Source organism: Streptomyces sp. NPDC050509, assembly GCF_044457965.1.
Taxonomy (GTDB): Bacteria; Actinomycetota; Actinomycetes; order Streptomycetales; family Streptomycetaceae; genus Streptomyces.
Genome location: NZ_JBITHL010000002.1, coordinates 555,773 through 578,625 on the forward strand (window position 1 = coordinate 555,773; position 22,853 = coordinate 578,625).

At 71.9% G+C, this 22,853-nt stretch carries 20 protein-coding genes; 10 read left to right on the forward strand and 10 right to left on the reverse strand.

What is annotated here, in order from left to right; genetic code table 11:
• Nucleotides 1-25: 25 nt before the first annotated feature.
• Genes ACIBJC_RS07805 through ACIBJC_RS07820 form a run of 4 tightly spaced genes read right to left on the reverse strand, consistent with a single transcriptional unit; the run spans nt 26 to nt 4,391 of the window.
• Nucleotides 26-1,057, reverse strand: a complete 1,032-nt coding sequence (locus ACIBJC_RS07805; RefSeq protein ID WP_329825332.1) for a LacI family DNA-binding transcriptional regulator — start codon at nt 1,055-1,057, stop codon at nt 26-28.
• A 33-nt stretch (nt 1,058-1,090) separates the two neighbouring features.
• Nucleotides 1,091-2,011 (reverse strand): carbohydrate ABC transporter permease, encoded by a 921-nt coding sequence (locus ACIBJC_RS07810; protein WP_399289309.1) that lies wholly within the window; start codon nt 2,009-2,011, stop codon nt 1,091-1,093.
• The gene (locus tag ACIBJC_RS07815; RefSeq protein WP_399289311.1) at nt 2,008-3,069 is read right to left on the reverse strand and encodes a carbohydrate ABC transporter permease; all 1,062 of its coding nucleotides are present in this window, start codon (nt 3,067-3,069) and stop codon (nt 2,008-2,010) included. The genes ACIBJC_RS07810 and ACIBJC_RS07815 overlap by 4 nt, the downstream gene beginning before the upstream one ends.
• Nucleotides 3,069-4,391: an ABC transporter substrate-binding protein gene (locus tag ACIBJC_RS07820; RefSeq protein WP_399289313.1), complete on the reverse strand. Its 1,323-nt coding sequence runs from the start codon at nt 4,389-4,391 to the stop codon at nt 3,069-3,071. Before ACIBJC_RS07820 ends, ACIBJC_RS07815 begins: the two co-directional genes overlap by 1 nt.
• A 231-nt stretch (nt 4,392-4,622) precedes the next feature.
• On the opposite strand from ACIBJC_RS07820, the gene ACIBJC_RS07825 reads away from it, so the two are divergent.
• From ACIBJC_RS07825 to ACIBJC_RS07860, 8 genes are all read left to right on the forward strand, one after another.
• Nucleotides 4,623-6,644 (forward strand): beta-galactosidase, encoded by a 2,022-nt coding sequence (locus ACIBJC_RS07825; protein ID WP_399289315.1) that lies wholly within the window; start codon nt 4,623-4,625, stop codon nt 6,642-6,644.
• 172 nt (nt 6,645-6,816) lie between these two features.
• Nucleotides 6,817-8,400 carry an arabinogalactan endo-beta-1,4-galactanase gene (locus ACIBJC_RS07830; protein WP_399289317.1) on the forward strand — a complete coding sequence of 528 codons (1,584 nt, stop codon included), beginning with the start codon at nt 6,817-6,819 and terminating at the stop codon, nt 8,398-8,400.
• Between the two features lie 99 nt (nt 8,401-8,499).
• On the forward strand, nt 8,500-9,339 hold the full coding sequence (locus ACIBJC_RS07835; protein WP_399289319.1) for an alpha/beta fold hydrolase: 840 nt from the start codon (nt 8,500-8,502) through the stop codon (nt 9,337-9,339).
• A 139-nt stretch (nt 9,340-9,478) separates the two neighbouring features.
• A complete protein-coding gene (locus ACIBJC_RS07840) occupies nt 9,479-10,042 on the forward strand; it encodes a SigE family RNA polymerase sigma factor (RefSeq protein WP_399289321.1) in 564 nt (187 codons plus the stop codon).
• The gene (locus ACIBJC_RS07845) at nt 10,042-10,905 is read left to right on the forward strand and encodes a hypothetical protein (protein ID WP_399289323.1); all 864 of its coding nucleotides are present in this window, start codon (nt 10,042-10,044) and stop codon (nt 10,903-10,905) included. Before ACIBJC_RS07840 ends, ACIBJC_RS07845 begins: the two co-directional genes overlap by 1 nt.
• A 369-nt stretch (nt 10,906-11,274) precedes the next feature.
• The gene (locus ACIBJC_RS07850) at nt 11,275-11,478 is read left to right on the forward strand and encodes a hypothetical protein (protein ID WP_399289326.1); all 204 of its coding nucleotides are present in this window, start codon (nt 11,275-11,277) and stop codon (nt 11,476-11,478) included.
• A complete protein-coding gene (locus tag ACIBJC_RS07855) occupies nt 11,475-12,077 on the forward strand; it encodes a sigma-70 family RNA polymerase sigma factor (RefSeq protein WP_399289328.1) in 603 nt (200 codons plus the stop codon). The genes ACIBJC_RS07850 and ACIBJC_RS07855 overlap by 4 nt, the downstream gene beginning before the upstream one ends.
• 4 nt (nt 12,078-12,081) lie before the next feature.
• A complete protein-coding gene (locus ACIBJC_RS07860; RefSeq protein WP_399289330.1) occupies nt 12,082-12,780 on the forward strand; it encodes a hypothetical protein in 699 nt (232 codons plus the stop codon).
• A gap of 50 nt (nt 12,781-12,830) precedes the next feature.
• Here the strand turns inward: ACIBJC_RS07860 and ACIBJC_RS07865 are convergent, their stop codons facing one another.
• From ACIBJC_RS07865 to ACIBJC_RS07875, 3 genes are all read right to left on the reverse strand, one after another.
• Complete coding sequence (locus ACIBJC_RS07865) at nt 12,831-13,655, reverse strand: peptidoglycan-binding protein (RefSeq protein WP_399289332.1); 825 nt, start codon at nt 13,653-13,655, stop codon at nt 12,831-12,833.
• 199 nt (nt 13,656-13,854) lie between these two features.
• The gene (locus ACIBJC_RS07870; RefSeq protein WP_399289334.1) at nt 13,855-15,207 is read right to left on the reverse strand and encodes a M14 family metallopeptidase; all 1,353 of its coding nucleotides are present in this window, start codon (nt 15,205-15,207) and stop codon (nt 13,855-13,857) included.
• Nucleotides 15,208-15,426: 219 nt separating this feature from the next.
• Nucleotides 15,427-16,560 (reverse strand): pectinesterase family protein, encoded by a 1,134-nt coding sequence (locus ACIBJC_RS07875; protein ID WP_399289336.1) that lies wholly within the window; start codon nt 16,558-16,560, stop codon nt 15,427-15,429.
• Between the two features lie 189 nt (nt 16,561-16,749).
• On the opposite strand from ACIBJC_RS07875, the gene ACIBJC_RS07880 reads away from it, so the two are divergent.
• Together ACIBJC_RS07880 and ACIBJC_RS07885 are read left to right on the forward strand one after the other, a co-directional pair.
• Nucleotides 16,750-17,130: an MmcQ/YjbR family DNA-binding protein gene (locus ACIBJC_RS07880; protein WP_399289338.1), complete on the forward strand. Its 381-nt coding sequence runs from the start codon at nt 16,750-16,752 to the stop codon at nt 17,128-17,130.
• 56 nt (nt 17,131-17,186) lie between these two features.
• A complete protein-coding gene (locus tag ACIBJC_RS07885; RefSeq protein WP_399289340.1) occupies nt 17,187-17,933 on the forward strand; it encodes a ribonuclease H in 747 nt (248 codons plus the stop codon).
• 87 nt (nt 17,934-18,020) lie between these two features.
• On the opposite strand, the gene ACIBJC_RS07890 is transcribed toward ACIBJC_RS07885, so the two are convergent.
• Genes ACIBJC_RS07890 through ACIBJC_RS07900 form a run of 3 tightly spaced genes read right to left on the reverse strand, consistent with a single transcriptional unit; the run spans nt 18,021 to nt 22,829 of the window.
• Nucleotides 18,021-19,169, reverse strand: a complete 1,149-nt coding sequence (locus ACIBJC_RS07890; RefSeq protein ID WP_399289342.1) for an aromatic ring-hydroxylating dioxygenase subunit alpha — start codon at nt 19,167-19,169, stop codon at nt 18,021-18,023.
• Nucleotides 19,170-19,183: 14 nt separating this feature from the next.
• Nucleotides 19,184-20,344 (reverse strand): N-methyl-L-tryptophan oxidase, encoded by a 1,161-nt coding sequence (solA, locus tag ACIBJC_RS07895; RefSeq protein ID WP_399289344.1) that lies wholly within the window; start codon nt 20,342-20,344, stop codon nt 19,184-19,186.
• A gap of 28 nt (nt 20,345-20,372) precedes the next feature.
• Nucleotides 20,373-22,829: an FAD-dependent oxidoreductase gene (locus tag ACIBJC_RS07900; protein ID WP_399289346.1), complete on the reverse strand. Its 2,457-nt coding sequence runs from the start codon at nt 22,827-22,829 to the stop codon at nt 20,373-20,375.
• Nucleotides 22,830-22,853 lie beyond the last annotated feature (24 nt).

The following is a 22,853-nucleotide window of genomic DNA, read 5'->3' on the forward strand; positions in this document are numbered from 1 at the left end:
CGGGCGTCCGGTGACGCCCCCGGCGTCAGGCCGAGTCGCGCCGGACCAGTTCGGTGGGGAGGATGACCGTGGAGGTGTCCTCCCCACCGATCTGGGCGAGCAGCACCCGTACCATCTCCGCGCTGATGCGGTCCCACGGCTGACGGATCGTGGTCAGCGCGGGCCGGCTGTCCAGGGCGGCGGGCGAGTCGTCGAAACCGCCCACCGCGACGTCCTCGGGCACCCGGCGTCCCGCGTCCCGCAGCGCCGTGAGCACGCCCTGCGCCATCAGGTCGGACGCGACGAACACCGCGTCCAGGTCCGGTGCCCGTCGCAGCAGTTCCACGGCGGCGGCCTCCCCGCTCGCCCGGCTGTAGTCACCGGCGGCGACGAGCCGGTCGTCGGCCTCGATACCGGCCTCGGCGAGGATCTCCCGGTAGCCGGCCAGCCGCTCCGTACCGCCGGGGGTGTCCGGCGGACCGGTCACCGTGGCGATCCGCCGGCGCCCGCCGCGCAGGAGATGGCGCACCATCTCGCGCGCGCCGTCCCGGTCGTCGGCCGCCACATAGCTGACCTTCGAGCTCTGCCCGAGCGGTTTCCCACAGGCCACCAACGGGACCCGGGCCGCCCGCAGTTGCTCGGCCACCCGGTCGCCGGAGTGGCTGGACACCAGCAGGACGCCGTCGACATGGCCCGAGGTGATGTAGCGGGCGATCCGGCGCCGTTCGTCCTTCGTCCCCGCGATCATCAGCAGCAGCGGGATGTCGTGCGCGGCCAGCGCCTGCGTACAACCCCGCAGCAGCACATTGAAGTTGGGGTCCTCGAAGAACCGCTCCTGCGGCTCGGTGAGCAGGAAGGCGACCGAGTCGGAACGGCCCGTGATGAGACTCCGGGCGTGCCGGTTGACGACGTAACCCGTCCTGCGGATCGCGGCGTTGACGGCTTCCTCCGCGGCCGGGCTCACATAGTGGCCGCCGTTGAGGACCCGCGAGACGGTGCCCCGTGAGACTCCCGCCTCCCGTGCCACGTCGTGGATGGTCGGCGGCTTGCGCCGGCCGTTGCTGCCCGTGCGGCTCATACCTGTCGTTCTCTCGTGATCGTGCCTGTCGCGTCAGGACTTTACGGCCCCGGACAGCAGATCCAGGCTCCAGAACCGCTGGATGACCAGGAACAGCGCGATCAGTGGCACCACCGCGAGCAGCGCACCCGTGATGACCAGAGTGTAGAGCGAGGGGGTGTTGGAGCCCTGCTGGAGGAGGGTGTAGAGGCCGAGTGTGACGGGGAACTTCCGGTCGTCGCCGAGCATGATGTAGGGGAGGAGGAAGTTGTTCCAGATGGCCACGAACTGGAAGAGGAACACCGTCACCAGCCCCGGCAGCATCATCGGCAGCGCCACCGACCGGAAGATCCGCCACTCACCGCCGCCGTCCATCCGGCCTGCCTCCACCACATCGGGCGGTACGGACGCCGCCGCGTAGATCCGGGCGAGATAGACCCCGTACGGGGAGAGGATCACCGGCAGCAGCACGGACAGATAGCTGTCGGCCATGTCGGCCTTCGCCATCAGCAGGTACTGCGGTACGGCGAGGATGACCGGCGGCATCAGGACGCCCGCGAGCAGCACGTTGAAGATCGTCTCGCGGCCCCGGAAGCGGTAGACGGCGAGGGCGTAGCCGCTGAGCGCGGAGACCGCCGTCGAGAGCAGGGCGCCGACCCCGGAGTAGAACAGGGAGTTGAGCATCCACCGCCAGTACACGCCCTCGCGGTACGCGGACAGTTCCGCGACGTTGTCCGTGAAGCCCGTGCCGGGCAGGAAGGTGAAGGTGGAGAACAGCTCGCGGCCCGACTTGGTCGAGGCCACCACGATCCACGCCACGGGCATGAGGCAGTAGAGCGCGCCGGCGAACAGGGCGATCGTGGGCACCCAGGCGATCCGGCGCCGCTGCTTCGGCCGGGCCGGTGGCGGCCCCTGCGCGGTGCCCGGGGTGGTGCCGGCCGCGGGCGCGGTACGGCGGGTGGTGACAGCGTTCACGAGGTCTCTCCCTGGTTCGAACGGGAGTTCGCGGCCTTCAGGAAGCCGAAGGACAGGACGAGGGTGACGGCCGCGATGACCACGGAGGTGGCCGCCGCCGAGTAGATGTCCCCCTTGACGAAGGCGTCCTGATAGACCTTCATCAGCGGGGACCAGGTGGTGGAGAGCGAGTTGGTCAGGGGCTTGAGGGTGGTGGGTTCGCTGAACACCTGGAGGGTCGCGATGATCGAGAAGAAGAACGTCAGCACCAGCGCGGGCGCGACGATCGGGATCTTGATCCGCAGGGCGGTCTGGAGCTGTGAAGCGCCGTCCAGCCGGGCCGCCTCGTAGATCTCGACGGGGATCGAGCGCAGCGACGTATAGATGACGATCATGTTGAAGCCGGTGCCGCCCCACAGGGCGATGTTGGCCAGCGCGATGTACAGCGGCCCGCCGTCCAGCAGATTCGGCTGGGGGAGTCCCGCCTTGTCCAGCAGGTAGAAGAAGGGGCTCACGTCCGGCAGGTAGAGGAAGCCCCACATCAGTGCGGCGATCACCCCGGGGACGGCGTACGGCAGGAAGATCGCGAGCCGGGAGAAGCCGCTGAGCCGGGTGCGCTCGGCGTCCAGCATCAGGGCCAGGATCAGCGCGAGGCCGAGCATCGTGGGGACCACGATGGCCCCGTACCCGAGCACGCGCAGCGCGGAGGAGAGCAGTACGGAGTCGGAGAGGGCGTCCGTGTAGTTGGAGAGCCCGGCCCAGACCTCCTGGCGGGCGCCCCTGCCGAGGCCGAGCCCCTTGACCTCGACCTTGCGCAGGCTCAGATAGAGGGCGTACCCGATGGGCAGCGCGAAGAACAGCGCGAACAGCGCGACGGCGGGCACCAGGAAGACGAACGGCGCGTTGCGCACCTGCCGGCTCGCCCGGCTGCGCGGGCGGCGCCCGCCGCGACCTCGCGCGGCGGGCGGTGCGGCGGTGGTGACGGAAGCGGTGCCGGTGGTGCCGGTGGTGACGGAAGCGGGGGCGGTGCCACCCGGCGGGCGGCCCGAGCCGCCCGCCGGGCGCGAGGTGGCGGCCATCAGCCGGTGACCTCGAAGCCCTGCTTCTTCATGTCGGCGACGGTGGACTCCTGCATGGCCGTCAGGGCCGCGCCGAAGTCCGACTTGTCCTTGGCCGCGGTGGCGAAGGAGTCACGGAAGGTGGTGTACGCGACGTTCACGTTCGGGCCCCACGCGGAGGGCGCGGTGCTCTTCGCGATCCCGGCGGCCGTGGTGTAGAAGTCCGGCTGGTTCGCGAAGAACCCGGGGGCCTGGCTCAGCGCGCCGCCCGTCTGTGCGGCGGTGGCGGCCGGGTAGATCCCGCCCTCCTTGACCAGCGCGGCCAGGGCGTCGCTGTCGGTGTTCAGCCAGGTGGCGAACTTCGCGGCGGCCTTCTTGTGCTGCGAGTCGTTGGTGACACCGGTGGACGAGCCGCCCCAGCTCCCGGTCGTCGGCTTGGCCGCGTCCCACTGCGGCAGCGGCGCCATGGCCCACTTGTCCTTGGTGTCGGGCGCCGCGGTCGTCAGGGTGCCCGGCGCCCAGACCGCGCTGACCCAGGCGATCTGCTTGCCCGTGTTGAGCGCCTTGTTCCAGGACGGGGTGTACATGGGCTGGTTGTCGATGGCGCCCTCCTTGACGAGACCGCCCCAGAAGTCCGCGACCTTCTTCGTGGCGGCGTCGTCGATCCCCACGTTCCAGGTGTCGCCCTTGGTCGTCCACCACTGGGCGCCCGCCTGCTGGGCGAGACCGGCGAAGAGTCCCGCGTCGTTGCTGGAGAACGTCGTCAGCGCCTTGGACGGGTCCTTCTTCTTCAGCGCGCGGGCCGTCTCGGCGAACGCGTCCCACGTGGTGGGCACGGTGAGCCCGTACCTCTTGAAGAGGTCCGCGCGGTAGTAGAACATCATCGGCCCGGAGTCCTGCGGGACCGCGTAGACGGCGTCCGTCCCGAGCGTGGTCTGCTGCCAGACGCCGGGGGCGAACTTGTCCTTCGCACCCGGGACATCACCGGAGATGTCCGCGAGGACGTCGTTGCTGACGAGCGTCGGCAGCGCCTGGTACTCCGCCTGCACCAGGTCGGGGGCCTTCTTCGCCTTGGCCGCGGTGATGATCTTGGTGACCAGGTCGTCGCCGGACGCCTGCTTCTTCACCGTGACCTTGATGCCGGACTTCTTGCCCTCCGTCGTGTTCCACAGATCGGCGACCTTGTCCATGCCGGGGGCCCAGGCCCAGTAGGTGAGGTCGGCCGGCCCGTCGGCCCCCGCGTCGTCGTCGCCGGAGCCGGAGCCGCACGCGGCGAGCGCGGTGGCGCCGAGCGCGATGGCGAGGGACGTGGCCACGAGGCGTCTGCGCGTCGTGAATTGCATGGTGTTACTCCCCTGACGAACCCTGACGGAGGTCTCCGCCCTGCGGGCGGCGGACCGGCCCTGCTCTGTGAGCGTTCACAGTAGAGAAACGTCCCGGACACTTGTCAATGGTTGTTCCTGTGCGGTTATGTTGGATCTACCGAACCGTCGCGATGTGTGCACGTTCCCACACCCGACGCACATCATGGCCCGTCCGCTCGCCGGCCGTACCCGCACCACAGGAGGCAATCCATGCCGCACACCGCACCCGAGGGCCTGTCGGGGCTCGCGTTCGGCGGGGACTACAACCCCGAGCAGTGGCCGGAGGCCGTCTGGCAGGAGGACGTCCGCCTCATGCGCGAGGCCGGCGTCAACCTGGTGTCGATCGGTATCTTCTCGTGGGCCCTGCTCGAACCGGAGCCGGGCCGGTACGACTTCGGCTGGCTGGACCGCGTCGTCGACCTGCTCCACGAGAACGGCGTACGGGTGGACCTCGGCACCCCCACCGTCGCCCCGCCCGCCTGGTTCTACCGCGACCACCCCGACGCCCTCCCGGTCAGCCGCGAAGGCGTGCGGTACGCGTTCGGCTCACGCGGCGCGATCTGCCACAGCTCACCGGCGTACCGTGAGGCCGCCGCCGCCATCACCGAACAGCTCGCCCTGCGCTACGGCTCCCACCCCGCGCTGGCGCTCTGGCACGTGCACAACGAGTACGGCGTCCCCGTCAGCGCCTGCTACTGCGACCACTGCGCTGTCCACTTCCGCGCCTGGCTGCGCGCCACCTACCAGGACCTCGACGCGGTCAACGACGCCTGGGGCACAGCCTTCTGGGGCCAGCGCTACGGCTCCTTCGACGAGATCCAGCCGCCCAGGGCCACCCCCACCGTGTGCAACCCCGCCCACCGCCTCGACTACGCGCGCTTCGCCGACGCCACCATGCGCGAGAACTTCGTACGGGAGCGCGACCTGCTGCACCGGCTCGCCCCCGGCATCCCCGTCACCACCAACTTCATGACCGCCCTCAGCCAGTGCGACTCCGTCGACTACTGGGCCTGGGGCCGCGAGGTCGACCTCGTCACCAACGACCACTACCTCATCACCGACGGCCGCCGCACCCATGTGAACCTCGCCATGGCCGCCGACCTCACCCGGTCCGTGGCCGGCGGCGCCCCCTGGCTGCTGCTCGAACACTCCACCAGCGGCGTCAACTGGCAGCCCCACAACCCCGCGAAGGCCCCCGGCCAGATGGCCCGCAACAGCCTGGCCCACGTGGCACGCGGCTCGGAGGGCGCGCTGTTCTTCCAGTGGCGCCAGTCCCGGCGCGGCGCCGAGAAGTTCCACTCCTCGATGGTGCCGCACGCGGGCACCGACAGCCGGGTCTGGCGCGAGGTCGTCGGCCTCGGCGCCCACCTGGACAGCCTCGCCACCGTACGCTCCACCCGGACCGTCGCCGACGCCGCCGTCGTCTGGGACTGGCAGTCCTGGTGGGCGCAGCGCCTCGAATGGCGGCCGAGCGAGGACCACGACGCCCGCGAGCGCGCCGACTCCTTCTACGAGACGCTCTACGACCGCCACCTCACCGTGGACTTCGCCCACCCCGAGGCCGATCTCTCCCGCTATCCGCTCGTCGTGGTGCCCGCCCTCTACCTCGCCTCCGAGGAGACGGGCCGCAACCTCCGCGCCTATGTCGAGAACGGCGGCACCCTCGTCGTCTCGTACTTCTCCGGGATCGTCGACGAGCACGACGCCGTCCACCCCGGCGCCTACCCCGGCGTGCTGCGCGACGTCCTCGGCCTGACCGTCGAGGAGTTCTCCCCGCTCGGCGCGGGCGAGCGCGTGCGGATCACCGCGGCCGACGGCTCGGAGCTGACCGCCGACGTGTGGAGCGAGTTCGTCGTCCCGCGCGGCGCCGAGACGGTCTGGACCTACGCCGACGGACTCGCCGCGGGCCACCCGGCCGTCACCCGCCACCGCCTCGGCCGCGGCACCGCCTGGTACATCTCCACGCGGCTCGCCCCCGGCGCCCTCGACACGGTCATCGGCGCCGCCGCCGACGACGCCGGGATCGCGCCGCGCTCCGAACTGCCGCACGACGTCGAGGTCGTACGCCGGTCGGGGGAGAGCGGCGAGTACCTGTTCGCCGTCAACCACACCGGTACGGACGCCAAGGTGCCGCTGCCCGGCGCGGGCACCGAACTCCTCACCGGGGAGCGCGCCTCGGGCGGGCTCGCCCTGCCGGCCGGATCCGTACGGGTCGTGAAGCTCGACGCCTGAGCGCCACCACCCCCGGCTGCCGCCGCCGCACACGTACCACCGAGCCGCACATGTACCACCGGGCACCATCCGCACCACCGAGCCGCACACGCACCACCGGGCACCACCCGCACCGCCGAGCACCACCGGGACCCACCCGCCTGTCCGTCCATCGGTCGAAGGGACATCGACGATGCACCTCGCACACCGCACCTGGCGCACCCGACTCGGAGCCACCGCCACCGCCGCACTCGGCGCGCTTCTCCTGACCGCGCTGCCCGCGCAGCAGGCCCAGGCCGCCACGACCCTCACCAACCCCGGCTTCGAGTCCGACGCCACCGGGACCGCCACCCCCACCGGCTGGTCCACCTACTCGGGCGCCGGACAGAACGCCGCCTCGTTCACCGAGAACGGCGGCTCCGGCGGCAACCGTCGCCTCACCCACTGGTCGGCCTCCGCGTACAAGGTCGAGACCTACCAGTACCTGACCGGCCTGGCCGACGGTACGTACACACTCAGCGCCCGCGTCCGCTCCAGCGGCGGCCAGAACTCCACGTACATCGCCCTGCGCAACTGCGGCGGCGCCGAGCAGCGCACGGATCTGCCGCCCACCGCCGACGGCGCCTGGATCCGCGTCGTGACCTCGGTCCGGGTGAGCGGCGGCAACTGCACCGTCAGCCTCAACTCCGACGCGCACGCGGGGGAGTGGGCCAACTTCGACGACCTGACGTTCGCGCCGGGCGCCACCGGCCTGAGCATCAAGGGCGGCGACCTCTCCACCCTCCCGAAGAACGAGGCGTTCGGCGCCACCTACAGCAGCGCCGCCGGACAGAGCGGCAACGCGCTGGGCCTGCTGCGCGGCGCGGGCATGAACTACGTACGGCTCAAGGTGTGGGTGAACCCGGCCGACGGCTACAACAACAAGGCACGTGTCCTCGCCATGGCCAAGCGGGCCAAGGCCGAGGGCATGAAGGTGCTGATCGACTTCCACTACTCCGACCGCTGGGCCGACCCGGGCCAGCAGAACAAGCCCGCCGCCTGGGCCTCGCACACGTACAGCCAGCTCCGTACGGACGTCTACAACCACACCTACGACGTGCTCAACGCCCTCAAGGCGCAGGGCACCACCGCCGACATGGTCCAGATCGGCAACGAGATCAACGGCGGCATGCTCTGGCCCGAGGGCTCCACCGACAACTGGACCCAGCTCGCCGGTCTGCTGACCTCCGGCGCGCAGGCCGCGAAAGCCGTCTCCTCCTCCACCCAGATCGCGCTGCATCTCGCCAAGGGCGGCGACAACGGGGGCACCCGCTGGTGGTTCGACCAGGCGGTGGCCCGGCAGGTGCCCTTCGACGTGATCGCCCTGTCGTACTACGGGTACTGGCACGGCCCGCTCTCCGGGCTCCAGGCCAATCTGGACGATGTGTCCGCCCGCTACGGCAAGCCGGTGCTCGTCGCCGAGACCGCGTACGCCAGCACCCTCGCCAACGGCGACTTCCTGGAGAACAACATCGCGACCAGCGGCCAACTGGCCCCCGGCTACCCGGCGACCCCCGCCGGCCAGGCCGCCAACCTCCGGGACGTGATGAACGTCGTCGAGGCGGTCCCGGGCGGACGCGGACTGGGCATCGTCTACTGGGAACCGGCCTGGACCGCCGTGAAGGGCAGCGGCTGGGACCCGCAGGACCCGGCCTCGGGCAACGCCTGGGAGAACCAGGCGCTCTTCGGGTACGACAAGAAGCTCCTGCCCGCGGCGAGTTGGTTCGCGCACCGGTAGGTCCAGGGCGCGGGCCCGGCCCCTGGCGTGGACGTGCGAGACGCGCGTCCACGCCAGGGGCGCCCGTGCCACGGCGGACGATCACCGAAACGAGCTGACATGACGCCGACCGACCTCGGACCCGTCGAGCTCTTCTGCACCGTGGACGGGCCGCCCGACGCCCCCGTACTGCTCCTCGTGCACGGCTGGGGCGGCGACGGCCGCGAGTGGTCCTTCCACGCGGAAGCGCTCAGCGACCGCTTCCGGGTCCTCGTACCCGACCTGCGCGGGCACGGCCGCTCCGGCGTCCCCGCCACCGGGAACACCCCCGCCGCGATGGCCGCCGACCTCCACGCACTCCTCGGCCGCCTCACCACCGGCCCGGTGACCGCCGTCGGACACTCGATGGGCGGCCAGGTCGTCAACCTGCTCGCCGTCACCCATCCGCGCTCCGTACGCTCCGTCGTGGCCCTCGACCCCGCCCACGGCGCGCACGGCGACGAGCTGACCGACATCCCGCGGCGCCTCGCCGCCTACCGGGCCGGCGGCGCCCGCGAGGCCGCCCGGTTCGTCGCCGGGGCCTTCCGCCCCGACAGCCCCCGCGGACTGCGCACCGCGCACCTCCGCACCATGACCGGCACACCGGACCATGTCGTCGCACAGTCCTACGCGGGCATGTACACCGATCCCGGCGCGGTCGGCGTCCGGCCGCACAGTGAGGCGTATCTGGCCCGCCGTACCCGCCCGGCCCTCACCGTACGGACGTCGCCGGGCGCCGCCGCGTGGGAACGCACCACCCTGGGCACCGGCCCGGGCACCGCCGGTTCCCGGGTCGAGCACTGGCCGGACACCGGCCACTACCTCCACGAGGAACACCCCGAACGCACGGTCCGGCTGGTACGTACCTGGGCCGAGGAGCACGACGGACGGGCACATCACCAACAAGACCGGCATGGCTGATTACTGACGGTGTGTGGGAGAGCAGACCCGAACCGGGCACAGCGGGAGGCGCCTTCGGGCGATCCCGCTGCTACGCTCACGAATCTCGGCGCCGTGACCCGGCCGGCGACCGAGCGGTGAGCAGACAAGGAGCGGCATCGTGGGCACTGTTGTCGACGACCCCGCCGCCGCAGAGTTCCACGAGTTCTTCGAGCGGCACTACGCCGAACTCTCCAGACTGGCCTACCTGTTGACCGGTGAGGCCGACACGGCCGACGATCTCGCCTCCGACGCCCTGCTCGCCCTCTGGCACCGCTGGGACCGCGTCAGGGCGGCCGACCACCCCGTCGCGTATGCCCGCGGAGTGGTCACGAACCTGGCCAAGTCCCGTATCCGCAGCGCCGTTCGGGAGCGCCGCCGTGTCGCGCTGTTCTGGTCGCAGCGTGCCGAGCGGTTCGACGGCCCCGACGTGCCCGCCGTGCTCGACGTACGGACGGCGCTGCGCCGGTTACCCTTCCGCAAGCGCGCCTGTGTGGTGCTGCGCCACGCCCTCGACCTCTCCGAACGGGACACGGCGCTCGCCCTCGGCATCTCGGTGGGTACCGTCAAGAGCCAGACCTCCCGGGGCATGGCGGAGCTGCAACGGCTCCTCGGCCCGGGGACGTCGGCGCAGCGGGTGCATGCCACGGTGGCGGCGGACCGCACCGAAGGAGGGAGGGGCTGATGGTGGACGACGACCTGCCCACGCGGTTGCGGGAGGCGGCGAGGGAACACCGCCCCGACCGGGAGCACATGCTCGCGCGCGTGGAGCGCGGCATGGCGGGCCCGAGGCCGGCGGGGCGCACCCCGCAGCCCCTCCGCCCGGCCGGCTGGCTGCGGGTGGCCGTGGTGACGGCCGCGGCGGCCGGCGCGCTCGGCGTCGGGGCGCTCGCGCTCGTCTCCACCCAGGGCGCGCCGAACCAGACGGTGGCGGCCTCCCCGGAACCGGCGCGACCGTCCCTGGAGCCGGGTGTCCCGCCCCCGCACGCCCCTGTGGAGCAGTCGCCGAGCCGGAGTCCGGAGTCACCGGGCCGGAGTCCGGGAGACCACGCCACGGCCGGTACGTCGCGCCCCGCGGCCCCACCGGACACGCACACCTCGCCCGCCGTCCCGGACGATCCCCCGGCCGGCTCCGCCGCCCCGCCCCTGACCCCGGAGAGCGGCTTTCTGCGGTCGGACGGTGTGGTGGACCCGCACAGCAACGCCTACTGGGCGCAGAGCAACATCACCCTCAGGACCGAGCGGCCGCTGACGTCGCTCACCGTGGAACTCCGGATCGCCGCCACCGGCGGGGTCGGGGACGCCGGTTCCTGGCGGTCGCTGCCCGAGGAGGACTTCACCGTCTCCGTACGCCCGCGCGACGGCGCGCTGGTCTACCGGTGGACGCTGCGGGACGGCGCGACCGTCCCGGCCGGCGAGCATGTCTTCGCGGGCCAGTACAACCACGACGAGGGCGGACGTAACGCCGAGGACGACCGCTACACGGCACGGGCGACCTCCTCCGGCGACACGGCCGAGGTGACGGGCGACTTCGCCCCCGGCGGCTGACCGGCCCCGGCGCGCGGCATACAGGCGCGTGCGATGTCCGGTCACGCTTCGACGTTGTGTGTTCTGTGTCACATCGTGATCGCTTCCGGGTCGGGGGTGGGCCCCGGTGCCGTCCGGTGGGGCTGCCTCCGGGCGGGCATCGATGCAGGCCGGAGCGGTGCCCGAGGGTGTTCGTGCGGTAGCGCGGTGTCGTTGCGTGGGGGTGCGCGTGTGCCTGGATGTAAGGGGAGCGTCGCTTTCCGTATTTTTTCTTGGGGTTCGCGTTGCACGTTTGACCGTCCCGGTCGGAAATCCTGCCTCTTGAGGACACTCAAGTCCTCCGGCACCGGCGGGGGTTGACGGTGCTGTCCAGAAGAAGAAGGACAAGCCGTGACGACCGACGACGTCTTAGCTCTGCTGGTGTTCACCACCGCCGCGCGTGTCTTCGCCCCGGACCTGCGATGCCTGACACGGCGCCTGCTGCGCGCCGGGGTACGCGTGGGAGCCGCCGCGCTGGTGGAGGACCACCACCGCGCCGCGGCCCGGGGCGTTCCCCTCGCGCCCGCGGTCCGTGAAGAGGAGGTCCAGCCGTGAACGCCGAACTCCCCTCCCCGGACGACCGGGACGACCGCGGCGAGTACCTGGCCGAGGTGCAGTACAGCCTGCCTCCCGCCCTGGAGGCGTTCCACGACCTCTATGTGAAGGCGTACCTCAACTACGCCCACACGATGCTCGGCGACAAGGAGGCCGCCAGGGCCGTGGTGCGGAGCTGCTTCACTCACCTCGCGCTCAACTGGCTGCGCGTGACCCGGAGTCCGAGCCCCGAGGCGTACGCCTGGGCGCTGCTGAAGGCACGGGTGGACACCCATCTGCGGCTGGCCGGCCTGGACCCGCAGATGGTGGAGACCGCCGCGTTCCAGCGCGCCGCCCGCGACGTGCTCGAATCGGTGCGGAGCCGGTTCGAGGTGATGGAGACCGCCCTCGGCCTCTACACCGCCATAGCCTCCCTGCCCGAGCGGCAGTACGACGTGATCGTGCTGCTGTACGTGCTGGGCTACCCGTCCTGCCGGGTCGCCCGGATCATGGGCGTCGAGCGCGACACCGTCCGCTCCCACCGACGCCTGGCCAAACGGCGGATATCGCAGCGACTGGGCCTGCCCCGGCAGCAGACCACCGACGAGGAGAGGGAGTAGAGACATGCGGTCACAGTCCCCGCGCACCATCGACGACGTACTGACGGACGCCGTGATCCCCGACGCGTTCGCCGAATACGACCTGGCCGTCTCCAAGCGGCAGATCGCCAGGACCGTCGCCGACACCCTGATGTACGACGGCGCCGTCGCCCGCAGGGCGGGTATCGCCCGGAGCCGGCCGGCCGCCCCCGGCGGGTTCTTCCCCACCGTCCACGACCAGGCCGGCACGGACCTCCACGCCCTCTCGGCCCGCGCCCTGCACGGCATCGACGCCGCCGGACAGCTCGCCCGGCTCGCCAACACCCGCCGTATCGAACCGGACGGCGCCCTGCACTTCGCCTGCCTGCTCAATCTGGCCGGATGGCACGAAGGGGCCCAGTTCTGGTGGCAGTTCGCGGCGGGCGCGGGCAACTCCACGGCCGCCCACTGCCTCCATCTGCTCCATCTCGCCCGCGGCGAGCGCCGGGACGCGGCGCACTGGGCGGACCAGGCCGCCGACCTCGAAGCCGGCCGGACCCTCCCGCCGGCCGGCCGGCTGACCGTCGGCCGGGTCGCGGCGGACCACCCGCGGCGCCCGCCGAGCCCCGCGCTGCGGGCGGCCGTCCAGCGGCTGACGATCGAGAGGGACGAGGAGTTCGGCAGCGTCCCGCACCCCGACCCTCATCTCGCCGAACAGATAGCGGAGTTGGCCGACGCGGTGTGACACGGGCGAGGGGCGCGGCGGGGTCCCGTCGACGGCTGGGACCCCAACCGTCAGGAGCCGGTGCGCGATTCCAGGTCGCGGCGGGTGTCGTCGCCGTAGACGCCGGTCTCGTCGCCCCGGATGCCGTACCAGAGCTGGAACCGGCCGACGGCCTCGGTGAGCGACGTGTCGTACGTGCCGCTCACACCGCCGCCCTCGTACACGTTGGGGATGCGCAGCAGCCGCTCCTGCAACTCGCTCACCTCCGGGCCGCTGTCGCCCTCCTGGAGTACGGGGGCGGTCCCGCCCGGGTCGGCGGGGTCGGCGGGGCCGGCGGCGGGCGGGGTGCCGGGGGCGGGGTCCGTGGTGGGCTGCCCGGTCGGGGTCGGGGAGGGGGGCGGCTCGGCGGCCTCGCCCGTGTCACGCGTACCGCCCCAGGTGAGCAGCAGCGCGATCCCGAAGCCCACCACCCCGGCGACGGCCACGGCGAGGAAGGCGGTGAACCGGGCGCTGCGCGGCCGGCCCGTCGCGGTGGTCCACACGCCCTCGCCCGCTCGCGCGGGGACGGGCGGCAACTCCTCGGTGTCCGTGGTGTCCTGGGAGGGGTGCGGGGCCGCCTGGCCTCTGCGTGCGTCCCAGGACGCGCCCGGCGGCTTCGGTGAACTCGGCGGCTTCGGCGGCCTGGACGACTTCGGCGGGCCGGGCTGTTTCGCGCCCAGCGGAACGTGCTCCCAGCCCTCGCCCCGGCCGTCCTCGGGGCCCTCGGGCCCGGTCTCCTCCGGCCGGAAGAGTTCGGTGAAGTCGGAGAGGGCGCGGGGCCGCCGGCGGCGCATGACATGCGTCGGTTCCAGCACCGTACGACGCCCGGGCCGCGTGTGATCGGATGGCTCCGTCATGCCCGCCTCCTCCACCGCTCGCCTGACTGTCCGTTCGGATCGGGACGCTACCTCTATCGCACGGGACATGTGTGCGAATGGCGGCAAGTGGCGGGTGAGGCAGAGCACATGGCCGGTGCCGTACGGACGCCGGGATACGCGACAGGGGCGCCCCCGACACGGCGGGGACGCCCCTGCGCGTTCCGGTCCGGTCAGTTCGTCAGCAGTACTGCGCCTGCTTGCCGATGGACCGGTACATGCAGTCCGCGTTCTCCAGGAGTTGCAGCACCGCGTCGCGGTTCCTGCTCGTCTCCCGGGTGATCACCTCGTCGGGCGGGTAGAAGCCGCCGCCCGAACTCGACGACGGATACATCTCGAAGGTGTACGCGAAGACCTTGTGCGTTCCCCACAGCCAGTCGTCGATCGACCCGTCCGTGATGTACAGATCGCTGGACTGCTCCGGTGTGTAGCCGTTGCTCGCGGCCATCTGGCGTCCCACGGTGGCGAACGCGTTGCGGTCGTCCGCGGTCATCCCGGTCGTGGTGTCCGCGGTGGTGTAGCCGAAGGGCCACAGCACCAGCTCGCTGTAGGTGTGGAAGTCGATGGCGGCCTTGATCTGCTGGGTGCCTCCGACGACCCGGCTCCGTACGAAGTCCGCCACGACCTTCACCTCGGGCGCGGACTCGGCGGCGGCGCCCCGGTAGGTCTCGGACGAGGCGGTGCCGGAGGAGCCGCCGCAGCAGCCCCACCGGTAGGCCCAGTTGCGGTTGAGGTCCGTACCGACCGCGCTGGACGAGGAGTTGGGCTGGCGGTTCTTGCGCCAGCTCCGGTACGCGCCGGTGGCGATGTCGTACTCGCCGCCGTCCGGGTTGAGGTCCGGCACGATCCAGATCTCGCGGTTGTTCAGGATGCTGGTGACGCGCGAGTCGGTGCCGTACCCGGAGGTCAGGTTCTTCAGCAGGTACAGCGCCATCTCGACGGTGAGGTGCTCACGCGCGTGCTGATGGTGGGTGAACAGGACCTCGGGCTCGTTCTCGTCGGTGGCGACATTGTCGCTGATCTTGATGGCGACGATGTTGCGGCCCTGGTACGAGGTACCGATGACACGCTGGCTCACGAGGCCGGGGTTCGCCGCGATGACGGAGCTGATCTCGCTCGTCATCTCCGCGTAGTTGTGGTACGTCGAGTCGGCCGAGGGGAAGTCGAAGGGCACGGCGTCCCCGTCGGCCGAGCGGTCGGGCACGGCGCCCAGCGGAGTGGGGTCGTAGCCCAGCGCGCGCAGCTTCCGTAGCTCGGCGGCGCGGGCGGAGACGACCACGGTCTCGCTGTCCGCCTCGTCGATGGTCACACCGGTCGCGGCGAGCGCCGTGCGCGTCGCGGAGGTGGTGTGCGCCCGGATCTCGTACTGCTGGAGGTCCTCGGCGGCGGTGGCCCTGGCCGCGGCGGCCGACGGGGTGTCGTCGGCGCCGCTGGCCGTGGCGCCGGCGCCGAGGGAGAGGGCGAGCGCGAGGGCGGTGAGGGTCACGGTCCGTCTGCGTCGGACGGCTCCGCTTCCGCGGATGCGCAGTCGCATGGGGGCTCCTGGGTGTGGAGGTGTGGGGGAGCGGAGCCGCGAGGCTCCTTGAGCGGTGGGGCGCACGGGCTCGGCCCGTGTGCGGGTCATCCTGGAGGCGTGGCATGACCCGGTCAAGAGCGCGAATGAGGCCCCGGACGGCGCACCGTCGGTCCACCCGGTTCAGGCCCGTCGGTCCACCGGGTTCCGGCCTGTCCGTCCTGTCCGTCCTGTCACCCGTCAGTTCACCGGGTTCCAGCCGTCCGTCCCGGCCAGGTACGTGGTGGCGGTGTACTCGGCGGCCTGCGCCGCCGTGAGCTGCGGGCGGTTGGCGTTGACCGTCGCACCGGCTCCGGTGTTCGCGTACTCGTGGAAGCGCGCCGACTTCCACGGGAAGCTGCCGAAGTCCGTCCACGGAGCGGCGATCCGCACCGCGGCCGGCAGCGCGGTGTTACGGATCACCAGTTGCCCGACGGCGTCGGCGGTGGGGTGCCAGGGACGGCCGAGGGAGAAGGTGTTGGCCGCGGCCGAGCTGCTGATCGTCGAGCCGGTGATGAGGAAGCCGTACTTCTTCGCCGCGTTGGTGTTCGGCGCCGACAGATAGCCGTTGTTGCCGCCGGCCGCCGCGCCCCGGTCGCGCAGGGTGATGTTGACCCGGTCGTAGACGGCGGTCGCGTTGCCGAAGATGAAGTCGACGTCACCGCTGATGAAGGAGTTGCGGAAGTACTGACGGTACTGGCCGGTCGCGGACGGCGCCCAGTTGAGGACGGTGTCCTGGTGGGCGATGAACCGGTCGTTGCGGAAGATCTGCCGGTCGCCCTGCGCGTTGACGGCCACCGCCTGTGTGTCGGTGATCTCCGGGTGCTCGGACCTCAGCCAGGTGTTCTGGATCGTCACCCCGGTGACGGTGAGATCGCTCGCGGAGAAGGTCGCGGTGGCGCTGCCCGCCGTACCGTACGTCGACCCGTCGGGCTTCCTGGTCCCCGAGGCGTTGTCGTAGGTGATCACGACATCCTCGGCGTTGCCGGTGGCGCCCTTGATCGTCAGGCCCTTCTTGCCGGTCGTGACATTGATGACCTCCCGGTACGTGCCCTTGGCGACCGACACCGTGTCACCGGCGGCGGAGGCGTCGACGGCGGCCTGCACGGTGCGGTACTGGGCGGAGCCGTCGGCGGCGACGGTACGTGTCGTGGCCGCCGCGAGGGCGGGCGGCGGCCGGTGCGCCGGATCGGTCGCCGCGCTCGCGGTCACCACCAGGGTGGCGGACCCGAGAGCGGCGGCGGCCACGGATGTGGCGCAGAGGAGCGCCGTACGGCGCCACGAGCGTGACCCGCGGCGCACGGTAGGGGAGGGGGAAGCGAGAGGAGTGGGCACCGGTGACGTCCTTCGTCCGAGGGGGTTTCCCCTCAGTCGGCGCGGTGGGGGGAATGGTTGCCGCCGGACGGAGATTTACCCGGCCGGCCGTTCGGTCGGTCGGCAGACCGGGGCGAGGCGGGGCGGGTCGGCGGCGCCCGCCCCTTTCACGCGGCCCGGCTGTCAGTGCCCCCGTCTACGCTGACGCCTGTGATTGATTCCGACGATGTTCGCCGTATCGCGCTGTCCCTGCCGGAGACGGTGGAGAAGGAAGCCTGGTCCATGCCGACCTTCCGGGTCGCGGGAAAGATGTTCATCACCGTCCCGGACGACGAGACCTCCTTCGCGGTCCGCTGCCCCCGGTACGAGCGGGTGGAGCTGATCGCCGCCGAGCCGGAGAAGTTCTGGGTGCCGGCCCACGAGGCGGGCTCCGCGTGGGTCCGGGTGCGGCTGCGCGCGCTGGACGATCTCGACGAGCTGTACGACATCCTGGTGGACTCCTGGAAGCAGGCCGCCCCGCCGCGCCTGCTGGAATCCTTCCCCGCCCCGGGATCCGCCCCGGGATCCGCCTCCGGTCCACAGGCCGGCTGAGCCCGGGACCACCGCCCGCCCTGGGGGCCCGGCGTCCGGCGGCCCGGAGTCCTGGCATGATCTGCGGCATGGCTGAACGTGTGATCGCCGCGTGTGACGGGGCGTCGAAAGGAAATCCCGGGCCCGCCGGCTGGGCCTGGGTCATCGCCGACGGTGCGGAGACCCCCGTCCGCTGGGAAGCGGGACCGCTGGGCACGGCGACGAACAATGTCGCCGAACTCACCGCCCTGGAGCGGCTGTTGACCGCCACGGACCCGAATGTCGCGCTGGAGGTCCGGATGGACTCCCAGTACGCGATGAAGGCCGTCACGACCTGGCTGCCCGGCTGGAAGCGCAAGGGCTGGAAGACCGCCTCGGGCAAGCCGGTCGCCAACCAGGAGCTGGTCGCCCGGATCGACGCGCTGCTCGGCGGCCGGTCCGTGGAGTTCCGGTACGTCCCCGCCCACCAGGTCGACGGCGACCGGCTCAACGACTTCGCCGACCGCGCCGCGAGCCAGGCGGCCCTCGCCCAGCGGGCCGCGGGCACCGAGCACGGCTCCCCGCAGCCCCCGGCCGCGCCCGACACCGTACGGTCCGGCGGCGCGCGCGGGACCGGCTCCTCCCGTACCGGAGCGGCGTCCAGGGCGGGGTCCGAAGCGGCGTCGAAGTCCGGCTCACGCAGGACCCTCAACGCGAAGTTCCCCGGCCGCTGCCGCTGCGGACGCTCCTACGCGGCGGGCGAGTCCATCGCCAAGAACCCCGACGGCTGGGGCCACCCGGCCTGCGCCACCACATCCGCCGCGGCACCGGGCGACGGAACGTAGGCCCCGGCCCTCGTACCCGTACCCGTACCCGTACCCCCGGCCCCGTACCCCCGGCCCCGTACTCCCGGGCACGTCACACCGTGGCCGTCAGCCCTGCCGGTCCTCCAGCCGCTCCGTCACCCAGTGGTGGAAGGCGCCGATGTGGTGCTCCGAGGGGACGAGCACACCGCCCTCGCGGTAGACCCGGGAGGCCATCCCCGGCTGGGTGCGCTCGCACGCGTCGAAGTCCTGGACGTTGACCCGGTGGAACAGCTCCACCGACGCGGACAGGTCCTCGCCCCGGGCCACCACCTCCGGCGCGTACAGCCAGTCGCACTCGACGACCGTACGGTCCGCGGCGAGCGGGAACATCCGGTGCAGGATCACATGGTCGGGGACCAGGTTGACGAAGACGGCCGGCTTCACGGTGATCGCGTAGTAGCGCCGGTCCTGCTCCTCGGCGATCGAGGGCAGCCGGCCGGGGCCCGCGCTGCCGTCCACCGTGAAGCCCCGCGCCTCCGGTGCGAACCGCGCCCCGTGTCCCACGTAGTACTGGGCGGCGAAACCCTCCGCGAACTCCGGCAGGATCTCGGTGAGTTCGGGGTGGATCGTCGCGCAGTGGTAGCACTCCATGAAGTTCTCGACGATGAGTTTCCAGTTGGCCCGCACGTCGTAGGTGACGCGCTTGCCGAGCGCCAGTTCCTCGGTGTGATAGCGCTCGATGGACGCGGCGTCGCCCAGCCGCTCCACCGCCGCGCCCATCACCGTGTCCTCGAAGGACGGCGGTTCCTCGGCCAGGCACAGCCACGCGTACCCCAGCCACTCCCGCAGCGGCACCGGCCGCAGTCCGTAAGCGACCCGGTCGACGTCCGGCATCCTCACCAGGTTGGGCGCCGCGATCAGCTTCCCGTCCAGGTCGTAGGTCCAGGCGTGGTAGGGACACTGGAGGGTGCGGCGCACCTCGCCCGACTCCTCCGTGCACAGCCGGGCCCCCCGGTGCCGGCACACATTGAGGAAGGCGCGCAGCTCGCCCTTTCTGTTCCGGGTGACGAGCACCGACTCGCGGCCGATCCGTACGGTCCGGAACGCGCCGGGACCGGCGAGATCGGATCCGCGCACCGCGCAGAACCAGAGCGACTCGAAGATCTTCTCCTGCTCCAGGGCGAAGATCCCGGGATCGGTGTAGTAGTGGCCCGGGAGCGTGGAGATCAGACTCGGAGCGGTGCCGCTCTCCACGGACGGGGGCGTGGTCGTCATGGCGGTTCTGCCTCTCAGACGGCCGGGGCGGAGAGCCGGCGCGGATCGAACAGCTCGATGGGGTGAGCGGTGGAGCCGGTGAGCGCGAGATCCGCGACGATCTCACCCACCACGGGGACGAACTTGAAGCCGTGCCCGGAGAATCCGCAGGCCACGGTCACGGCCGCCGGGTGCGCCGGATGCCGGGTGATGACGAAGTGCTCGTCGGGGGTGTTGGAGTACATGCAGGTCGCAGCCTGCTGGAAGGTGCCTGGCAGGGACGGGATGTGGCGGCGCATGTGCGCGGCCATCGCCTCGATCTCCTCCTCGCGCACGGTCCGGTCGATGTTCCGGGGGGTGCACACCGTGCCCTTGCGGAAGAAGGCCACCTTGGCGCCGCCGTCGGGGCCGTCGATGGCGGGGAAGCCGTACACCTGCACACCGTCCCCGTCCTCCCAGATGTAGATGGGATGGTTCTCTGGGAGGAACGGTGTGGTCCCGCCCTCGGGCCGGAACCAGTACATGACCTGCCGCTCGATGGTGAACGGCACCCCCAGGTCCGCCAGCAGCTCCGGCGCCCACGCGCCGGGGCAGATCACCAACTGGCCCGCGGTGTAGGCGTTCTCGGGCGTGTGGACCCGTACGCCCGCGCCGCCCGGCAGCTCCTCCCAGCGGGTCACCGGCTCCTCGAAACGCAGCTCCGCGCCTGCTTGGGTGGCCAGTTGGACATGGGCGGCGACCGTGTTCTCCGGACGGACCAGACCCGCCCGCGCCTCGAACAGGGCCACTTCGTCGTCCCGGGGTGTCAGGGTCGGGAAACGGCGCCGGATCTCCTGCGCGTCGAGCATCTCGTGCGGCAGGTCCCACTGGAGCGCCGAGCGCAGCGACCCCGATACGGTGAGACTGTCCGGGCGGCCCACCATCACACCGCCGCACAGCGTCGCCACCTCGCGCCCGGTGTCCCGCTCCAGCCGCTCGTACAGCTCGTAACTGCGCAGCAGCAGCGGCACGTACGCCGGGTCCTCGAAGTAGGACTGCCGGGTGATCCGTGAACCGCCGTGGCTGGAGCCCCGGTTGTGGACCGGGCCGAACCTCTCCAGGCCCAGCACCCGGGCGCCGCGCGCCGCGAGATGAGAGGCGGCGGCCGAGCCCATTCCGCCGAGTCCGAGGACGATCACGTCGTACGTCGGTGCCATGCGTTCCTCCAGAGGAAGGGCCGTCGGGTCAGCGGCGGATGCGGGACATGCCCGGGTCGAACAGCGGCTCCTCGGCCACCGTCGCCGGGACCTTCTCACCGAAGTACTCGACGGACACGGCCGTCCCCGGCACCGCGTGGGCCGCGGGCAGCCAGGCGTACGCCACGGTCCTGCCGATCGTGTAGCCGTACCCGGCGCTGGTGACGTATCCGACGGCCGAACCGTCCACGTACACCGGCTCCTTGCCGAGCACCACCGCCGCCGGATCGTCCAGCGTCAGACACGTCAGCCTGCGCCCCGGGCTCCCCGCGGAGCGGCCGGCGAGGGCGGCACGGCCGGTGAAGTCGCCCTTGTCCATCCGGACGGCGAAGCCGAGGCCCGCCTCGTACGGGTCGTGCTCGGCGGTCATGTCCTGGCCCCAGGCGCGGTACCCCTTCTCCAGCCGGAGACTGTTGAAGGCGCTGCGCCCGGCGGCGATCACCCCGAACTCCCGCCCGGCCTCCCACAGGGTGTCCCACAGCCGCAGCCCCGTGTCCGCGCCGGTGTACAGCTCCCAGCCCAGCTCGCCGACGTAACTCAGCCGCATCGCGGTCACCGGCACGTCGCCGATCCAGGTCCGCCCGGCCCGGAAGTAGCCGAACGCCGTGTGCGAGAAGTCGTCGCGGGTCAGCGGCTGCACCAGCGCGCGGGCGAGCGGGCCCCAGACCCCGATGCAGCAGGTGCCGGAGGTGGCGTCCCTGACCCGCACGTCGTCCGGCGCGTGCCGCAGCAGCCAGTCGAGGTCCTGGCCGCTGTTGGCGCCGACCTGGAAGTGCCGCTCCCCGAGGCGCGCGACGGTCAGATCGCTGCGGATCCCGCCGGCCTCGTCCAGCAGCAGGGTGTAGGTGACCGCCCCGGGTTTCCTCGCGAGCTGGTTGGTGGTCATGCGCTGGAGGAAGTCCAGGGCCCCGGCGCCGGTGACCTCCAGCCGCCGCAGCGGTGTCATGTCGTACAGGGCGACCCGCTCACGGGTGGCGCGCGCCTCGGCCGCCGCGATCGGCGACCAGTACCTGGCCGACCAGGCGTCGCGTTCGGGGACGTCCACCGAGGCGGCGAGCGGTGCGTTCGCCTCGTACCAGTGCGGCCGTTCCCACCCGCCGCTCTCCAGGAAGACCGCCCCCAACTCCCGCTGGCGGGCGTGGAAGGGCGAGACGCGCAGTGGCCGGTTCCGCTCGGCGGGCTGGAGCGGATGGACGATGTCGTACACCTCGACGAACTGCCGCGCGCCCCGCTCGGCCACATGGCCGGGGGAGAGCTGGACGTCCTCGAAGCGGTGGAGGTCGCACTCGTGGATGTCGACCGAGGGCCGCCCGTCCGTCAGCCACTCGGCGACGGCCTTCGCCACCCCGGCGGAGTGGGTCACCCACACGGCCTCGGCCAGCCAGAATCCGCGCAGTTCACGGGATTCGCCGAGGACCGGCATCCCGTCGGAGGTGAAGGAGAAGACCCCGTTGAAGCCCTCCTCGACGCTGGACCTGGCGAGCGCGGGCAGCAGCCTGGCCGACTGCTCCCAGCCGCGGGCGAAGTCCTCCTCGGTGAAGGCGAGCGAGGACGGCATCACCTCGGCGTCGTCGTACGAGGGCAGTGTGAACGGGTCGACGGGCAGCGGCCGGTGGTCGTACGAGCCGATGCCGATCCGGTCGGTGTGTTCGCGGAAGTAGAGGTCGGCGTCCTGGAAGCGCAGGATCGGCCGGCCGGCCTCCGTACGCGGATCGTTGACGCCCGCCAGCTCGGGCAGCGGCGCGGTCCTCACATACTGGTGGGCCAGCGGCAGCAGCGGTACGGGCACCCCGGCCAGCCTGCCGATGACCGGCCCCCAGAAGCCCGCCGCCGAGACCACCACATCGGCGGGGAAGGCACCCCGGTCGGTGACGACCCCGGTGACCCGGCCGTCCGCCCGCTCGATCCCGGTCACGGTGTGCCTCTCCAGGAAGCGCGCACCGCGCTCCTCGGCCCGGCGGGTCTGCGCCCGGCAGGCGAGCACGGCGCGGACCAGACCGTCGCCGGGGGTGTGGAAGCCGCCGAGCACCTGACCGGGATCGAGCAGCGGCCACAGCTCGGCGCACCGCTCGGGGGTGACCAGTTCGCCGTCCACGCCCCAGGAGGCGGCGTAACCGGCCTTGCGGTGCAGATCGGCCCACCGCTCGGGGGTCGTGGCGACCTCCAGACCGCCCACCCGGTGGAAACAGGGCAGCCCGTCCACGTCGAGCCCGGCGAACTTCTCGGCCGTGTACGTGGCGAACCCGGTCATGGTCTTCGAGGGGTTGGTCCGGAACACCAGGCCGGGGGCGTGCGAGGTGGAGCCGCCGGGGGCGGGCAGCGGGCCCTGCTCCAGTACGGTGACGTCGCTCCAGCCGCGGGCGGTCAGTTCGTCGGCGAGGGAGCAGCCGACGATGCCGGCCCCGATGATGACGACGCGCGCTGCGGTGGTGGGCGTGCGGGACATACCCCTCCTCGGATCGGTGCGTTC